The sequence below is a fragment of the Amycolatopsis vastitatis genome (genome assembly GCF_002234595.1).
Classification (GTDB): domain Bacteria; phylum Actinomycetota; class Actinomycetes; order Mycobacteriales; family Pseudonocardiaceae; genus Amycolatopsis; species Amycolatopsis vastitatis.
Map to the genome: position 1 here is coordinate 1 of NZ_NMUL01000040.1, position 15,789 is coordinate 15,789.

Annotated in this window: 14 protein-coding genes; 4 read left to right on the forward strand and 10 right to left on the reverse strand. The window is 71.6% G+C overall.

What is annotated here, in order from left to right; all coding sequences use genetic code 11:
• Nucleotides 1–564 (reverse strand): TetR/AcrR family transcriptional regulator, encoded by a 564-nt coding sequence (locus CF165_RS34155; RefSeq protein WP_093951717.1) that lies wholly within the window; start codon nt 562–564, stop codon nt 1–3.
• Nucleotides 565–644: 80 nt separating this feature from the next.
• On the opposite strand from CF165_RS34155, the gene CF165_RS34160 reads away from it, so the two are divergent.
• Both CF165_RS34160 and CF165_RS34165 read left to right on the forward strand, forming a co-directional pair.
• Nucleotides 645–1,739 carry an FAD-dependent oxidoreductase gene (locus CF165_RS34160; RefSeq protein WP_093951718.1) on the forward strand — a complete coding sequence of 365 codons (1,095 nt, stop codon included), beginning with the start codon at nt 645–647 and terminating at the stop codon, nt 1,737–1,739.
• A gap of 291 nt (nt 1,740–2,030) precedes the next feature.
• Entirely contained in the window at nt 2,031–3,230 is a 1,200-nt protein-coding gene (locus tag CF165_RS34165; RefSeq protein WP_205661044.1) for a sensor histidine kinase, read from the forward strand.
• Nucleotides 3,231–3,467: 237 nt separating this feature from the next.
• Here the strand turns inward: CF165_RS34165 and CF165_RS34170 are convergent, their stop codons facing one another.
• The 6 genes from CF165_RS34170 to CF165_RS34195 all read right to left on the reverse strand — a co-directional run bounded on the left by CF165_RS34170 (nt 3,468) and on the right by CF165_RS34195 (nt 8,942).
• Nucleotides 3,468–3,812, reverse strand: a complete 345-nt coding sequence (locus CF165_RS34170) for an RNA polymerase-binding protein RbpA (protein ID WP_043788280.1) — start codon at nt 3,810–3,812, stop codon at nt 3,468–3,470.
• 107 nt (nt 3,813–3,919) lie between these two features.
• Entirely contained in the window at nt 3,920–4,150 is a 231-nt protein-coding gene (secG, locus tag CF165_RS34175) for a preprotein translocase subunit SecG (protein WP_013224669.1), read from the reverse strand.
• A gap of 127 nt (nt 4,151–4,277) precedes the next feature.
• On the reverse strand, nt 4,278–5,063 hold the full coding sequence (gene tpiA / locus CF165_RS34180) for a triose-phosphate isomerase (protein ID WP_093951720.1): 786 nt from the start codon (nt 5,061–5,063) through the stop codon (nt 4,278–4,280).
• Complete coding sequence (locus CF165_RS34185; protein ID WP_093951721.1) at nt 5,063–6,292, reverse strand: phosphoglycerate kinase; 1,230 nt, start codon at nt 6,290–6,292, stop codon at nt 5,063–5,065. The genes tpiA and CF165_RS34185 overlap by 1 nt, the downstream gene beginning before the upstream one ends.
• Before the next feature lie 5 nt (nt 6,293–6,297).
• Nucleotides 6,298–7,302 carry a type I glyceraldehyde-3-phosphate dehydrogenase gene (gene gap, locus CF165_RS34190; RefSeq protein ID WP_093951722.1) on the reverse strand — a complete coding sequence of 335 codons (1,005 nt, stop codon included), beginning with the start codon at nt 7,300–7,302 and terminating at the stop codon, nt 6,298–6,300.
• A 458-nt stretch (nt 7,303–7,760) separates the two neighbouring features.
• On the reverse strand, nt 7,761–8,942 hold the full coding sequence (locus CF165_RS34195) for a winged helix DNA-binding domain-containing protein (protein ID WP_093951723.1): 1,182 nt from the start codon (nt 8,940–8,942) through the stop codon (nt 7,761–7,763).
• 72 nt (nt 8,943–9,014) lie between these two features.
• On the opposite strand from CF165_RS34195, the gene CF165_RS34200 reads away from it, so the two are divergent.
• Nucleotides 9,015–9,659, forward strand: a complete 645-nt coding sequence (locus tag CF165_RS34200; RefSeq protein WP_093951724.1) for a LysE family translocator — start codon at nt 9,015–9,017, stop codon at nt 9,657–9,659.
• Here the strand turns inward: CF165_RS34200 and CF165_RS34205 are convergent.
• Entirely contained in the window at nt 9,640–9,984 is a 345-nt protein-coding gene (locus CF165_RS34205; RefSeq protein WP_093951725.1) for an ArsR/SmtB family transcription factor, read from the reverse strand. The genes CF165_RS34200 and CF165_RS34205 overlap by 20 nt on opposite strands.
• Nucleotides 9,985–10,019: 35 nt before the next feature.
• On the opposite strand from CF165_RS34205, the gene CF165_RS34210 reads away from it, so the two are divergent.
• On the forward strand, nt 10,020–10,502 hold the full coding sequence (locus CF165_RS34210) for a YybH family protein (RefSeq protein ID WP_093951726.1): 483 nt from the start codon (nt 10,020–10,022) through the stop codon (nt 10,500–10,502).
• Here the strand turns inward: CF165_RS34210 and CF165_RS34215 are convergent.
• Together CF165_RS34215 and CF165_RS34220 are read right to left on the reverse strand one after the other, a co-directional pair.
• Entirely contained in the window at nt 10,499–11,290 is a 792-nt protein-coding gene (locus CF165_RS34215; RefSeq protein ID WP_093951727.1) for a TIGR03620 family F420-dependent LLM class oxidoreductase, read from the reverse strand. The genes CF165_RS34210 and CF165_RS34215 overlap by 4 nt on opposite strands.
• Before the next feature lie 37 nt (nt 11,291–11,327).
• Entirely contained in the window at nt 11,328–15,788 is a 4,461-nt protein-coding gene (locus CF165_RS34220) for a coiled-coil domain-containing protein (protein ID WP_093951728.1), read from the reverse strand.
• Between the last annotated feature and the right edge of the window lies 1 nt (nt 15,789).

Sequence of the window (15,789 nt, forward strand, 5' to 3'; positions counted from 1 at the left end):
CTACTTCGTCCGCCAGCCGCGCTGCAGGCGGCCGAAAATCTCCTCCGCCGCGCGTCGCGGATGCTTGTGGCCCACGATCAGGTCCCGCGACGCCAGCGCGAACCTCGCCAAGGCCGCGCAGGCGACGTCGTCGCTCGGCGCGCCGGTCTCCTCGGCGATCGCCCGTGCCAGCGCCGTCTCGTGGCGCATCCACATCCGCCTGCCGTAGTCGCGCAGCGCGGGCGTGCTCTCGGTCAGCCGCAGGAACTCTTCGCCCGGGCCGCCGTCGGAGACGTCCCGCAGGATGTGCTCGCGCAGCGCGTCCACGACCGGTTGCCCCGGCGGCCGCCCGCGCACCGCGCCGGTCAGCGCCGCCTCGATGTCCTTCTCCAGGTCGAACACCAGGGCTTCCTTGCTGGGGAAGTGCTTGAACAGCGTCGTGACCGAGACGTCCGCGGCCTCCGCGACCTCCTTCACCCCGACCTCGTCGTAACCGCGCTCGAGGAACAGCTCGAGGGCGGCGTCGGCCAGCGCCTTCCGGGTCTGCGCCTTCTTGCGCTCGCGGCGTCCGATCACTTCGGTCATGCCCCCAGCATACGCAACGGTGAACTCACTACAAAAGTGTAGTCGTTGCACTTTTTGAGTCACTATGCTTTTCTGGCCGCATGACTTCCTCACGTATCGCGATCGCCGGCGCCGGCCTCGGCGGACTCGCCTGCGCCCGCGTCCTGCAACTCCACGGCCTCGACGTCACCGTCTTCGAACAGGAGCCCTCCGCCGGCGCGCGGCCACAAGGCGGCACGCTCGACATGCACGCCGACACCGGTCAGGTCGCCCTCCGCACGGCCGGCCTGTACGAGCGGTTCCGCGAACTCGCCCGCCCCGAAGGCCAGCAGATGCGCGCCCTCGACGCCCGCACCGCCGCCGTCGTCCACGAGATCCCCGCCGAGGACGACGAACTCCGCCCGGAAATCGACCGCGGCCAGCTCCGCGGGATCCTCCTGGACTCGCTCTCCCCCGGCACCGTCCGCTGGGGACGGCCGGTCGCGGAGGTCACCGCGCCCGGCCGGCTGACCTTCGCCGACGGCACCACCGGGGACTACGACCTGGTCGTCGGCGCGGACGGCGCGTGGTCACGCGTCCGCCGCGCGCTCACCGGCGTCCCACCCGAGTACAGCGGGGTCACGTTCGTCGAGTTCGGGCTCGACGACGCCGACCGCCGTCACCCGGCCCTGGCGGCGTTGACCGGCCAGGGAACGACGATGGCGAAGCTCGGCGGCCAAGCGCTCTTCGCGCAGCGAAACAGCAACGGGCACATCCGCTGCTACGCGATCTTCTACGCCGCCGAGGGGTGGCACGCCGGCCTCGACTTCGCCGACACTGCCGCCGTGCGCGCGAACCTGCTGGAACGCTATGCCGGGTGGCATCCGGACGTGCTGCGCTTCCTGACCGAAAACGACGGCGGCTTCACGCACCGGCCGCTGTACGTCCTGCCGGTCCCCCACGCCTGGACGCACACGCCGGGCCTGACCCTGCTCGGCGACGCGGCGCACCTGATGCCGCCGCTGGGGGTCGGCGCGAACCTCGCCCTGCTGGACGGCACGGAACTCGGCACCGCCGTCGCCACCGCCGCCAGCCTCGGCGAAGCGGTCCGGGAGTACGAGAGCCGCATGCTGCCACGCTCGATCGAGACCGCGAAGGCGTGCGCCGCAGGCCTCGGCCACCTCCTCGGCGACGACGTCCGCCCCGTCGCCGCGTGACAAACTTCCGCCGAACGACCACACGTGGGTAACCTGATTCCCACGATGTGGTCGTCTTGGCACACGCTGGGAAACAGCACACCCACTGTTGGTAGCAACCCTCCACGTCCCTCGCCCGGACGGACCAGCCGATTGCGGAATTCGGACGCCACGGCGCGGGCGGCGGGTGAAACTTACCGTCTTCGTACGCCACCTCGTTAGCATCCGCACATTTCTCGGCGGCTGCGCGTCCCGATCGGGCCCTGAGCACCTCTCACCAACAAGTCCACAAGACGAATGGGGTCGCCAGCCATGAGTACAGAGGGACTCTCGATTCCAGGTATCGCGGTCGCCGGTACGGGACCATCCGCCGCCGAGCGCGTCCGCAAGCGCGGCCTGAGCTTGTTCGGCTCGGTGCCCCGCCCCGCCGTGGTCACGTTCGCCATCGAGGCGGCCGCGGTCATCCTCGCCGTGCTCGACGTCTGGTTGGTGATCCCCGAGAAGGCCCAGCCGTACTCGATCTACCTGTCCGGCGCCGCCTGCCTCGCGGTGGTGTTCCGCCGGAAGCTCCCGTTCCTCGCCGTGCTCGTCGCGGTCCCCGGCTTCCTGGCCGGCTGGGCCCAGCTCGCGTCGATGATCACGCTCGGCATGCTCGCCACCCGCCGCCAGCTGCACTGGCAGACCTGGGTCGGTGCCGCGCTGGTGTGGATGTGCCGGTTCGTGCAGTGGCCGCTGGAGGACTTCGCCCAGCTCAGCTGGCGCGAACACATCCTCGACGGGATCTACGGCGTCCTCGTCGCGGGCATGCCGATCGCGATCGGCCTGCTCATCGGCGCACGGACCGAGGTCGCGAACAAGCTCGCCGAGCTGGCCACGAGCCGCGACCGCGAGCGCCGCTTCCACGCCGACGCCGTCCGCGCCGAGGAACGCGCGCGGCTGGCCCGCGAAATGCACGACGTCGTCTCGCACCAGATCACGCTGATCGCGATGCAGGCCGGCGCGCTGCAGGCCCAGAGCACCGACGACCGGGCGCAGGAGACCGCGCAGGTCATCCGCACGCTGTCGAAGCGGACGCTGGAGGAGCTGCGTTCGCTGGTCAGCGTGCTGAGGGCCGGTTCGGACGACGACGGCCCGCGCCCCGGCATCAACGAGCTGGACCGGCTGATCCGCACCTCCGAAGTGCCGGTGCACCTGACGGTGGAGCACCTGCCGGAGGCACTGCCGAACCAGGTCTCCGCGGCGGCCTACCGGACGGTCCAGGAGTGCCTGACGAACGTCCACAAGCACGCCCCGGGCGCGACGGCGACCATCCGCATCCAGGGTGAGCACGGAGCGCTCAAGATCGAGGTCCGCAACGAGCGGGCCAGCCGTCCGGGAGAGGGCTTGCCTTCGGGCGGCCACGGGCTGACGGGACTGGCCGAGCGCGCCCGCCTGCTGGGCGGAAGCTTCGAGACATCGGGAACGGAGGACGGCGGCTTCCGCGTCCGCGCGCGGTATCCGCTGGACCGCTGACCTCCGGCCCCCGGTTTCCAGCCTACCGGCGGGCACCGACATCTCCGCCGGTCCCGTGATCAGAGGGTCGACACGCGTGATTGAGGAGTCGACTCACGTGATTGGAGGGTCGACACGATGCCGGGGCCGTGTCGACCCTCCAATCACTCGTGTCGACTGTCCCGTCACGCGTGTTGACCGTTCGAGCGCGCGAAAAGCCACCCCGGGGTGTCCCGGGGTGGCTGCCGCTGCGAAAAGCTAGAGGATTTCCCGGCGCTTGCGCAGGCGGTCGAGCGCCTCCGCCAGAATGGCCTCGCCGTCGGCGTCGCTGCGCCGCTCCTTCACGTAGGCCAGGTGAGTCTTGTACGGCTCGGTCCGCGGCGCGGCCGGCGGGTTCTTTTCGTCCTGCCCGCCCGGGAGCCCGCAGCGGGGGCAGTCCCACTCGTCGGGAATCTCCGCGTCGAGCGCGAACGACGGCCGGGCCTCGTGGCCGTTGGCACACCAGTAGGAAATACGGCGCCGTGGCGCCGACTCACCCCGTTCCGATTCGCCCGTAGGACCGGCACCCACCCGGGTGCCTCGAATCGCGTTACCGCCAACCATGAATCCTCACACCTAGGAATCGGCGGCGCGCCCCCCAATAGGCACGCCGAATCGCTGCGCACCGCCGTCCGGACCCGGTCGCGGCCGGCGACGGAACGCCGGACGCCTCACACCTTGAGCAGCAGACCCAGGCCCACGATGCTGATCAGCCAAACCGCGCCCAGCCCCAGGGTGATCCGGTCGAGGTTCTTCTCGGCCACGCTCGACCCGGCCAGGCTCGACTGCATCCCGCCGCCGAACAGCGACGACAGGCCACCGCCCCGGCCCCGGTGCAGCAGCACCGCGACCACCAGGAAGACGCTGGTGACGATCAACAGGATTTGCAGGAACAGCTTCATGTCATCCTCTGGGCTCTAGGAGAATGCAGGGGTACGGCATGGTCGTTTCCGACCACCACCGTACCCCTGGACTCGTCCACTGCTGTGTGACGGACCGGATACACAGGCTACCCGGTCGTGGCCTCGATCAGGGCAGCGGCCCGCCCGCGGCGAGTGCGCAGAGTTTCGTGAACTCCTCACCGTCGAGGCTCGCTCCGCCGACCAGGGCACCGTCGATGTTGTCGCAAGCCACCAATTCGCTGATGTTCCCCGACTTCACCGATCCCCCGTAGAGCACCCGGACGGACGAAGCGACCTCGTCGCCGTACTTCTCCTGGAGGGTGGCGCGGATGGCCTTGCAGACCTCTTCCGCGTCGGCGGACGACGCGACCTTGCCGGTGCCGATCGCCCAGACCGGCTCGTACGCGACCACCACGTCCTTGACCTGCTCGGCCTTGAGACCCTTCAGGCCCTCGATCAGCTGCGTCGTGGTGTGGTGGATGTGCTCGCCGGCCTCGCGGACCTCGAGCTTCTCCCCGATGCAGAGGATCGGCGTGATGCCGTGCTTGAGCGCGGCCTTGACCTTCTTGTTGACCAGCTCGTCGGTCTCGGCGTGGTATTCGCGCCGCTCCGAGTGCCCGACGGCGACGAACTTGCAGCCCAGCTTGGCCAGCATCAGGCCCGAGATGTCACCGGTGTAGGCACCGGAGTCCTGCGGCGCGATGTCCTGCGCGCCGTAGGTGAGCGACAGCTTGTCGCCGTCGACCAGGGTCTGCACGCTGCGGATGTCGGTGAACGGCGGCAGCACCGCCACGTCGACCTTCGCGTAGTACTTCTCCGGCAGCGCGAAGGCGATCTTCTGCACCAGCGCGATCGCCTCGAGGTGGTTCTGGTTCATCTTCCAGTTGCCGGCGATGAACGGCTTGCGTGCCACTAGTTCTTCTCCTCCAGGGCGACCTTTTCCAAGGCGGAGACGCCCGGCAGTTCCTTGCCTTCGAGGTACTCCAGCGAGGCACCGCCGCCGGTGGAGATGTGCGAGAAGCCGTCTTCGGGCAGGCCCAGCTGCCGCACCGCGGCCGCCGAGTCGCCGCCGCCGACCACGGTGAACGCGTCGCTCTTCACGAGCGCCTCCGCGACGGCGCGGGTGCCGCCCGAGAAGGCCTCGAACTCGAACACGCCCATCGGGCCGTTCCAGAAGACGGTCGCGGCGTCGGCCAGTTTGCCCGCGAACAGCTCACGGGTCTCCGGGCCGATGTCGAGGCCCTCGCGGTCCGCCGGGATAGCGGTCGCGGCGACGACCTCGTGCTCGGCGTCGGCGGCGAAGCCCGTCGCGGCCAGGACGTCCACCGGCAGCACCAGTTCGACGCCACGCTTCTCCGCCTCGGCGAGGAAGCCCTTCACCTGGTCGAGCTGGTCGGCCTGCAGCAGCGAGTTGCCGACCTCGTGGCCCTGGGCCTTGAGGAAGGTGTACGCCATGCCGCCGCCGATCAGCAGCCGGTCGACCTTGGTCAGCAGGTTCGCGATGACGCCGAGCTTGTCGGACACCTTCGCGCCGCCGAGCACGACCACGTACGGCCGCTGGACGTCGTCGGTCAGCTTCTTCAGCACGTCCAGCTCGGCCAGCACCAGGCCACCCGCGTACGCCGGGAGCACCGACGCGACCTCGTAGACCGAGGCCTGCTTGCGGTGGACGACGCCGAAGCCGTCGGAGACGAACGCGCCGCCCGGGACGAGCGCGCCCAGCTCGGCGGCCAGCTCGGAGCGGTCCACGGCGTCCTTGCTGGTCTCGCGCGCGTCGAAACGCACGTTCTCCAGCAGGACGACGCCGCCGTCGGCCAGGCCGCCGGTCAGCGCCTTGGCGGACTCGCCGACCAGATCACCGGCCAGCGCGACCTCGGCGCCGAGCAGCTCGGACAGCCGCTTCGCGACCGGCGCGAGGGTGTACTTCGGGTCCGGCTCGCCCTTGGGGCGGCCGAGGTGCGCGGTGACGACGACCTTGGCACCCGCGTCGGCGAGCTTCTTGATCGTCGGCAGCGCGGCGCGGACCCGGCCGTCGTCGGTGATGCGGTCCCCGTCGAGCGGGACGTTCAGGTCGCTGCGCACCAGCACGTAGCGGCCCTGAACGCCCTCGCCCAGCAGGTCGTCGAGGTTCTTGACGCTCATCGGGTTCAGGACAGCTTCGAACCGACGAGCTTGACCAGGTCGGCGAGGCGGTTGGAGTAGCCCCACTCGTTGTCGTACCAGCCGACGACCTTGACCTGGTTGCCGATGACCTTGGTCAGCGGCGCGTCGTAGATGCAGGACGCCGGGTCGGTGACGATGTCGGCCGAGACGATCGGGTCGTCCGAGTAGCGCAGGATGCCCGCGAGGGGGCCCTCGGCGGCGGCCTTGTAGGCGGCGTTGATCTCCTCGACCGTGGCGGCCTTGGAGAGCGTCACGGTGAGGTCGGTGGCCGAGCCGGTCGGGATCGGGACACGCAGCGCGTAGCCGTCCAGCTTGCCCTGCAGCTCCGGCAGGACGAGGCCGATGGCCTTGGCGGCGCCGGTCGACGTCGGGACGACGTTCAGGGCGGCGGCGCGGGCGCGGCGCAGGTCCTTGTGCGGGGCGTCCTGCAGGTTCTGGTCCTGCGTGTAGGCGTGCACCGTGGTCATCAGGCCCTGCTCGATGCCGAACGCGTCGTTCAGCACCTTGGCCAGCGGGCCGAGGCAGTTGGTGGTGCAGGAGGCGTTCGAGATGATGACCTGCGAGCCGTCGTACTTGTCGTCGTTGACGCCGAGGACGACGGTCAGGTCCTCGCCCTTGGCGGGCGCGGAGATGATGACCTTCTTGGCGCCGCCGGCGATGTGCGCCTTGGCGGCGTCGGCGTTGGTGAAGAAGCCGGTCGACTCGAGGACGACGTCGACGCCCAGGTCGCCCCAGGGCAGGTTGGCCGGGTCGCGCTCGGCGAGGGCCTTGATGGTCTTGCCGTCGACGACGATGCCCTCGTCGCTGACGCTGACCTCACCCGGGAACCGGCCCAGGATGGAGTCGTACTTCAGCAGGTGGGCCATGGTGGCGACGTCGCCGAGGTCGTTGAAGGCGACGACCTCGATGTCGTGGCCGCTGGCCTGCACGGCGCGGAAGAAGTTGCGGCCGATGCGGCCGAAGCCGTTGACACCTACGCGAACGGTCACTGCTGCCACTCCTCTGAGGATCGGCCGGGACCCCCGGCCGTGACTTGCGGGCTCGCGGCCACCCTAGCGTGCGGGCATGCGCGTCCCTGACTGCCCTGACGAGACTTCCACCACTTGGCGAACGGGTCAAGAATCGATTAAGAAGCGAGTGCGCCACCGACGGTGTTCCGAGGGTGGACCACGGCGGATCCGCGGGCGCGGAAGGCCCGGGTGCCGGGACCGGTTCCGGCTGATCACGCCGGGTCCGCTCGCGCGAACGGCGACGACCGCGTCGAGCATCTCGAACGATTCAGTCGAATGGGCGCTCCGCGGCCGCGCACGCCCGCGCCGAAGCAGGCTCCTCCCGGCTCCGGAGCGGGCGTGAGGTCGATGACTCGACCGATCCAGCGACACGGCGGAGGCGGCCCGCGGCGGAAGCTTCACCGCCGGACGGCTGCCCCCACACCACCAGTGCTCCCTCAGCCGGTCAGCTCCCGTTCCAGCGGAGTCCGGAACCGCGGCGTCGCCCGGATCTCACCGAACCACTCCGCGCACTTCTCCGCCTCCGACGCCACCATCGCGCGAGTCTCCCCGCCCACGTCCTCCAACAGCCTGAAAACCACCTCCCCCGAGGCTCGCTGGGCCCAGCCGCCGACCACCCGACCGGAAGCCCAGATCGTCGGGCCGATGTTGCCGCTGCGGTCGAACAGGGCCGCCCGGTGCGGGCCGAGGAACCAGTCGCGGTCCTGCCAGCCCATCGGCGTCGGGTCCAGGGCCGGCAGGAACGCCACCCACGGCGGTGGCTCCGGCACCGGTGCCACGTCGTCCGCCAGCACCACTCCCGGCACGCCGTCGAGGTCGGCCTCCGCCGGGGACAGCGCGGCGAGGGCCTTCTTCGTCTGGCCCGCCGTCCAGCCCGTCCACCACCTCAGGTCGGACACCGGGGCCGGGCCGTACGCGCGCAGCCACCTCCGGGCCAGCTCCGCCCGGGCCTCGTCCGCGCTCCACGGTGGCAGGCCGCCCGGGATCCACTCGTCCAGCGGGTGCCAGACGTACTGGGTGCTCAGCCAGCTGCCGCGCGGACGGCCGCGGGCGATCCGGCCGCCCGCCGCCAGCAGGAACAGCACCCGGCTCGTCACGTTGCCGATCGCCTCGTACGGCTTGCCCGCCGCCATCAGCAGCTGCTGGCGCAGGCGGGGCTCGTCCTCGCTCAGCTGCTGCGCCGTCGCGGAGCCGCGGGCGCGCAGGGCCGCCTCGACCGACGTCTCGACGTCGGCCAGCCATTTCGCCGGCTCCGGCACGTTCTCCGGGTGCCCCTGCTGCCCGAGGTGCTGCTCGAGGAGTTTCCGCTGCTTGACCTCGATGTCCGCCGAGCAGCCCGCCTGCACGAGCGCCGCGGTGTTTACGTCCGTCACGAACACCGTGCGCCGCATGCCGAGCAGCCGCAGCAACGTCCGGTCTTCGTAGAGCGCCTGCTCCACCGAAGACACGGCCGGACCGGCCAGCCGGGCGGAAGCGGACAGGTGGACGGTGGCCGGGTCGGTGGCGTGCAACGCGACGACCCCGGCGACGGCGTCCGCCACCGAGGCCGCGGGCGCGGCGAGGTGGTGGCGGACGGCGAGGCGGGCCCGGCGCTGGTCGGCGCTGATCTTCGGAGACACCCGTTTTTCCTACCACCCCGCACCGACAAAAACGCCTGGTCGTCTGGCACGACCAGGCGATAGCCTCGGGAGATGGTCTCCGGCACGCACTTGGCGGCCTTCGCCGCGCTGACATTCCTCATGGTCGTGGTCCCCGGGCCGAGCGTGCTGTTCACGATCAGCCGCGCGCTGACCGTCGGGCGGCGCGACGCGCTGCTCACCGTCGTGGGCAACGCCGCCGGGGTGTACACGCAGGTCGTCGCGGTCGCGTTCGGGCTCGGCGTGCTCGTCACGACGTCCGCGGCGGTGTTCACCGCGATCAAGGTCGCCGGCGCGATCTACCTGGTGTACCTGGGGATCCAGGCCGTGCGCCACCGCCGGAGGCTGACCGACGCGATGGCCGTGAAGGTGCGCGCCACGCCCGGACGCGTGCTGACCGTGCTGCGCGACGGCTTCGTCGTCGGCTTCGCGAACCCGAAGTCGATCGTGTTCCTGGCGGCGCTGCTGCCCCAGTTCGTCGACCCCGCCGCCGGCTCGGTGCCGGCCCAGATGCTGGTCCTGGGCCTGTGCCTGCCCGCGATCGCGCTGGCCACCGACAGCGCGTGGGCGCTGGTCGCCGGCACCGCCCGCGCGTGGTTCGCCCGGTCACCGAAGCGCCTGGAAATGGTCGGCGGCACCGGCGGCCTCGTCATGATCGGCCTGGGCACCACCCTGGCCTTCACGGGCCGGGGTGACTGAGCACCAGGTCGAGCAGACCCGGGAAAGCGGCGTCGAATTCGGGACGGCGCAAACGGTTCAGCCGCCGCGGGCCCTCGTCGCGCTGCTCGATCAGGCCCGCCGCGCGCAGCACGGCGAAGTGGTGGCTGCGGGTCGCCTTGGCCACCGGCAGGTCGAACGTGCCGCACGCCTTCGTCCACTCCGGGACGGCCGCCAGCTCGCGCAGGATGCTGCGGCGCACCGGGTCGGCGACCGCGGCCAGGGCGTCCTGCAACGAAACCTTCGCCGGGAGCGCGTGCGTGAGCCCGCGCGCCCGTGCAGTGTTCGATGACTGTCGTACACTCATCCGGTCGACCTCCGTCGAACACTCTAGGAGCAACCGTGCCCCGACACCTCGACGCCGCCTTCGGCCTCGACGCGCGCAACCGGCTCGACGAAGCAGGCAAGCCCGGCCGCGAGGGCGCGCTGGCCGCTCTCGAATCCTTCTACTACGCCTTCAACCAGCGCGATCTCGCAGCGTTCCGCCGAGTCTGGACGAGTGATCCGCTGGCCCAGCTGAACAACCCGCTCGGCGGCATCCTCCGCGGCGGCGAAGCGATCACCGAGCTGTACGACCGCGTCTTCCACGGCCCGGCCCGCGTCACCGTCACCTTCGGCGACATCGTGGAGTACTCCGGCGACGGCCACGCGGTGTTCGCCGGCCGCGAGACCGGCGAGTACCGCGTGACCGAAACCGTCCCCCTGAACATCCGCACGACGCGGTTCTTCGCCTACGAAGACGGCCATTGGGTGCAGGTCCACCACCACGGCAGCATCGACGACGCCGATGCGCTCGCCGCATACCAGCAGGCGATCCGCGGCTAGACCAGGGCCTTCACCAGCTCCGGCCACCACTCGCGCGGTACGCCGTCGAGCGGGACGACGACCTGGTCGGCCCCCGCGGCCCGGTACTCCCGCAGCCGCGCGACGACGCCGTCGAAGTCACCCCACACGGTCAGGCCGTCGACCAGCCGGTCCGACAGGTCCGCGATGTCCGCGTCGGTGAAGCCCATCCGCCGGAAGCTGGCCGCGTAGCCCGGCAGCCCGGCCAGGAACTTCAGCGAGCCACCCCGCACGACCTCGCGGACCTCGGCCTGGCCGGTCTCCGCGACGACGTTCATCAGCACCGCCAGCTGCGGGCCCGCGCCCAGGATCTCGCGCGCCGAGGCGACGTAGTCCGTCGTCACCAGGTACGGGTACGCGCCCGAGGCGCGGTCACGCGCCAGCTCGAGCATCCGCGGCCCGAGCGCCGAGAGGATCCGCGCGGACGGTGGGACGGCCTCCTCGATCTCGTCGAGGTAGTCGTTCAACGCCGCCAGCGGACGCGGGCCGTGCGCCCCGCCGAGGCCGACGACGAACCGCCCGGCGGGCAGGTCCGCGTACGCGGCGGCCACCTCGGCCGACGGCACCCGGTCGACCGACAGGATCCCGCTCGCCACCTGGATCCGCGAAGTCCCCCGGACGACCTCGGTGATCCGCGGCAGGTTGTTCCCCTGGCCGCCGGCCAGCCACAGCGTGGCGAAGCCCAGTTCCTCCAGCTCCGCCGCGGTCGCCACGGCGGCATCGGTGTCCAGCGAGCTGTGCGTGGCCCCCAGCGGCCCGAAGTTCGTCATGCGCCCGGCAACCCCGGAGGACGCCGGGTTGTTCCCGTCACGCCGTTTGTTCGTCCTCGGCGGAATCGGCGGGATCGCCGGCGGTCCGGGTGAACATCCGGGTCGCCGAAAGCCGCGCGACGCCGTCGGGCTCGCCCAGCTCCTCCAGGGAGTTGCGGATCGTCGAGTCGACCGACAGGTACTTCCGGCCCGCGCGCAGGTCGGCGTCGTTGCGCAGCCGCACGATGAGCGGGAACTCCGACAGCGCGCCCGCATCGAACAGGCCCGTCGTGTAGATCAGCTGCACGCCCAGCGCTTCGGCCACCGCCCGCTGCAGCTCCAGGAGGTAGCCCGCGGACGCGCGGCCGATCGGGTTGTCCAGGAACAGCACCCCCGAGTGCCGGTTGCGGACCTTGCCGCGGTTGTTGGCCCGCAGCGCCGCCAGGGTGCAGTACAGGATGATCGCCGCGGTCAGCTGCTGGCCGCCGGAGAAGACGTCACGGATCTCCGAGACGCGCTGGCGTTCGGTGCGCAGCACCGAGTCCGGCTTGAGCATGTCGACGCGGAACCCCTTGGGCGCCGCCGCGCGGACTCCGCGCAGCACCAGGGAAAGCCCGTCGCGCTTGACGTCGCGGCCGTCCGCGGTCTTGCCGACGGCGGCCTCGTCGACGACCTCGCCGAGCTTCTCGGTGAGCGCGTTGTCCTCCAGCTCGGTGAAGCGGATGCGGAGGAACTCCTGCCCGGACCAGTCGCCGAGGCCGTCCGGCAGCCGCGAGACACGCTGGGCCGAGCGCAACGTCCGGAGTGCGCCGTCGACCATGCCCTGCAGGCGCGTGATGATGCCGCCGCGGTGCCGGTCGATCTGCGCGAGGTCGTCGGTCAGCGACCGCAGGCGCGGCCGCAGCGCTTCGGCCCACTCGGCGGCGTGCGCCGGGAGCTGGTCGCGCTTGACCGAGATGACCTGCTGCCGCACCGGCGTGCTCAGCTTCTCGAACCGCTTTTCCGTCGCGTACTGCGCGAGCTGGTCCGCGGCCGCGCGCACGCGCCGGTCGCCCGCGTCGGCGGCTTCCTGGGCCGCGTTGAAGGTGGCGTTCAGCCGGGCGTGCTGAGCACGCGCGGTGTCGACGTCACCGTCGTAGGCGGCGGCGTCGGTGTCGGTCACCAGGTGCGCCATCGACTCCGCGAGCAGCGAGAACCCGGAGGCCGAGGTGCGGGCCGACTCCAGCGTCGCTTCCGCCGCGGCCCGGCGTTCCTGCAGCTCTTCCCACTTCCGCGCCGCCGCGGACGCCTCCAGCCCGGCCGCGTCGATCAGCTCCAGGCCGTGCTCGATGTCCCGCGGCTTTTCGCCGTTGACGCCGTTCTGCAGCGGCAGCGCGTCCAGCTCCGCGCGCCGCGTCGAGACGAGCCCGATCGCTTCGGTGCGCTCGTCCTCGAGGCCGTCGACGACACGGCGGGCGCGCGCCAGCGCGGCCGCCCGGGCCGATGCGTCGGAGCCGTCGGGTGTCTCCAGGAGTTCGGCCGCGCGCGCCCGGACGGCCTCGTCCATGGACTCGACAGCCGAACCTGCCGCGGCTTCGGCGGACTCGGCCTGCTCCAGCTCGCTGCGCAGGTCGCTGCCGACCTCGACCTTCGCGTACGACTCGGACGCGGACAGGTATGTGCGGCGCAGCGCGTCCACCGGCTCGGACGGCGCCGGGCCTTCGGTGGCGTCGGCCGCCCCGGGCACCTCGGCCAGTTCGGCGCGCGCGGTGGTCGCGGTCCGGCGGTGACCGTCGGCGGTGCGCTGCTCCTCCCCCGCCTGCTCACGCAGCCGCGCGGCCTTGCCCGCCGCGTCGGACGCCTGGAGGTCGGCGCGCTCGGCGATCTCGGTCGCCCGCTCGGCCTCTTCGGTCCACTCCGCGATCCGGGCGCTGCGGGCGCCCAGCTCACCGAGCCGCCGGGCACGTTCCTCGGCCTCGGCGGCGGCCGCCCGCAGCTCCGGGACACGCTCCCGCAGCGACACGGCTTTTTCGCTCAACCGCGCGAACTCCGCCTCGGCCTGCGCCAGCGCGGTGCGGGCCGTCTCCCGCGCGGTCCGGGCCGCCTGGGCCTGTTCGGCGAGGGTCGCGATGGCGCCGGGCGGGTAGTCCTCACGCCACGTCGTGAGCTTCCACGTCAAGGCGCCGTCCGCGGACAGCTTGGCGGACAACGCTTCGAGGCGCCGCTGCCGCTCGGTGTGCCGCCGGGCCACGGCTTCCCGCTCGGCGTCGGCGGCTTCTTCGTCGTACATCGCGGGGTTCGGCGGCACGAGGAACTCGACGCCGGGCGCAGTGGGCGCCTCCGCCAGGAGCGCTTCGGTGGTGCCCACGGCGATGGTCGCGCTCGGCAGCAACCGCCGTTTCGTGAGCACTTCGCGGGCGCGGTCCACGTGCGCGGCGTCGTTCAGCAGCACGCCGGACACCAGCTGCGGCAAGGTCTCCAGCACCTCCGCACGCCGTCCAGCGTCCAGTTTGGACAGATACCGCCAGCCGGACCACGCGGTGATCCCGGCTTCTTCGAGAGCGTCCAGGGCCGCCTGGACGTCCTCCGGCGGCGGCAGCAGGCCGCCGGACCCCAGCGCGGCCAGGGCCCGCTCGTCGGCGGACTCCTCCATCCGCAGCGCGGTCTGCTCCTTCTCGACGGCCGCGCTCGCCTCGCGCAGCCGTTCCAGCAGCACCGGGAGGTCGCTTTCCAGGGTGACGTCGTCCGCGCCGAGCAGCTCGACCAGGCGCCCCTCGGCGGCGAGCGCGTCGGTGCGGCGGTGCGCGCGGTCGAGGTCTTCCGTGGCGCGCTCGAAGCGGTCCTGGGTGGTACCCGCGAGCTGATGGGCCTCGTTCACGGCCCGTTGCGCCACTTGGAGATCCGTGGCGACGCGGTCCAGTTCCTGCTCGCGGCGGGCCAGCTCGGCGGTGGCCGATTCGGCGGCCGAACGCGCGGCCCGCGACGCGTCGGCGACGTCGGCGCCCGAAGGCAGCAAGCCCGCGCGAACCGCCGCCTGGACCTCTTCGCGCAGTTCGGTGATCCGCGTGGTCAACCCGCGTGCCTCGGCCCGGCGGGCGGCCGCGAGGTTGGCGGCTTCGTCGCGTTCGGTCTGCGCCTTCTCCGCTTCGGCGCGCAACGCGCCCGCGTGCGCCTCGGCCTTGTCGGCCTGCCGCTGGGCGTCCTGCGCCAGCGCGTGCAACCCGCGGGCAAGCGCCGAAGCGGCGTCGTTGCGAGCCTGGAGCGCCGGACGTGCCTTCTCCTCACGGCTGCCGACGAGCTCCCGCAGGTCCTTCGCCTTGCGCGCCGCATTCAAGGAGTTGAGGACGGTCGCCGTCTCGCGCCAGGCCTCCGCCTCGGTTTTCGCCGACGCCAGCTCGGCGTCGACGCGCTTGCGAGCCTCCTGCGCCTCGTCCAGGCGCAGCACCGCGACGAGACGGCGTAGCTCCGTGACGGCCGCGGCGAGCCGCCGGTGGTCGCCCTCGGCGAGCTTCTCCGCGGACTTGACCTCGGTGACGTGGTCTTCGAGCCCGGACAGCCGCGCGTTCTCGAGTTCGTTGCGCGCGACGACGCGGCCGGCCAGCTCGGCCATGTCGGCCTTCGCGGACTCCGCGATCTTTCGCGACTCCGCGGCGACGCCCTCTTCGGCGGCCAGAGGCCCCAGCAGCTCCAGGGCGCCGGCCACGAAGTCGCGTTCGGAGAGGAGATCCCCGCGCTGGGCCAGGTTGTGGGCGTAGGTCGCGACGACCTCGGCGAGGTCTTTCGGTTCCTCTTCGGAAATGACCGCGCGCAACAGGAACTCGACGAACGCGTCGTCGGTGCCGAAGGCGAACGCGTCCGCCGCCTCGCCTTCGCCCGCGTTCATCGCGCGCTGGTAGCGGAACAGCTCGGTGTCGAGGCCGAGGCTGTCGAGGCGGCCGGTCCACTCGTGGTGACGGCGCGTCCAGGACAGCTCCAGCTCGGGTTCGGCCAGCTGGGCCGCGGTGAGCTTGTCGTGGAAGCCGGACATGGTGAGCAGCCGGCCGTCCTGGGTCATCGGCAGGGAATCGAGCCCCAGCGCGGACGTCGGGCGGAAGCAGTACCAGGAGTCGACGAGGTTCTCGGAGTCGGCGGACACGACGTGCCCGCGCCATTCCGACACCTTGCCGGTGATGATCCGGTGCCCGCTTTCGACGTGCAGCCACTCCAGCACGACGTGCGAGACGTCCTTGGCGGCGACGAACTTCTCGAGCACCTTGGTGCTGGTGGTGCCCACGACCTGGCGGCGGCCCGGCAGCATCACCGAGAAGATCAGCTTGATGAGCACGGACTTGCCGCCGCCGTTTTCGAGGAACAGCACGCTCGCCGGGGACGGGCGGCGCAGCTCGGCCGGGCCGGTCGCGTGGATGCCCGCGCTGAACAGCGCGTCCTGCTTCGGCGCGGTGATCTTGGCGCCGACGCCGCTGAAGTCGAGCACGACGTCCTGGTAGCGGGCACCCGCCGGGCCCACCGAGTGCAGGCGGACCCGCGAAAGCTCGTACATC

What these genes read in the sequence shown, in the direction of transcription:
- CF165_RS34155 (WP_093951717.1), bottom strand. Translation starts at nt 564, where the DNA reads ATGACCGAAGTGATCGGACGCCGCGAGCGCAAGAAGGCGCAGACCCGG.
- CF165_RS34160 (WP_093951718.1), top strand. Translation starts at nt 645, where the DNA reads ATGACTTCCTCACGTATCGCGATCGCCGGCGCCGGCCTCGGCGGACTC.
- CF165_RS34165 (WP_205661044.1), top strand. Translation starts at nt 2,031, where the DNA reads ATGAGTACAGAGGGACTCTCGATTCCAGGTATCGCGGTCGCCGGTACG.
- CF165_RS34170 (WP_043788280.1), bottom strand. Translation starts at nt 3,812, where the DNA reads ATGGTTGGCGGTAACGCGATTCGAGGCACCCGGGTGGGTGCCGGTCCT.
- secG (WP_013224669.1), bottom strand. Translation starts at nt 4,150, where the DNA reads ATGAAGCTGTTCCTGCAAATCCTGTTGATCGTCACCAGCGTCTTCCTG.
- CF165_RS34185 (WP_093951721.1), bottom strand. Translation starts at nt 6,292, where the DNA reads ATGAGCGTCAAGAACCTCGACGACCTGCTGGGCGAGGGCGTTCAGGGC.
- CF165_RS34200 (WP_093951724.1), top strand. Translation starts at nt 9,015, where the DNA reads ATGGTCTCCGGCACGCACTTGGCGGCCTTCGCCGCGCTGACATTCCTC.
- CF165_RS34205 (WP_093951725.1), bottom strand. Translation starts at nt 9,984, where the DNA reads ATGAGTGTACGACAGTCATCGAACACTGCACGGGCGCGCGGGCTCACG.
- CF165_RS34215 (WP_093951727.1), bottom strand. Translation starts at nt 11,290, where the DNA reads ATGACGAACTTCGGGCCGCTGGGGGCCACGCACAGCTCGCTGGACACC.
- CF165_RS34220 (WP_093951728.1), bottom strand. Translation starts at nt 15,788, where the DNA reads ATGTACGAGCTTTCGCGGGTCCGCCTGCACTCGGTGGGCCCGGCGGGT.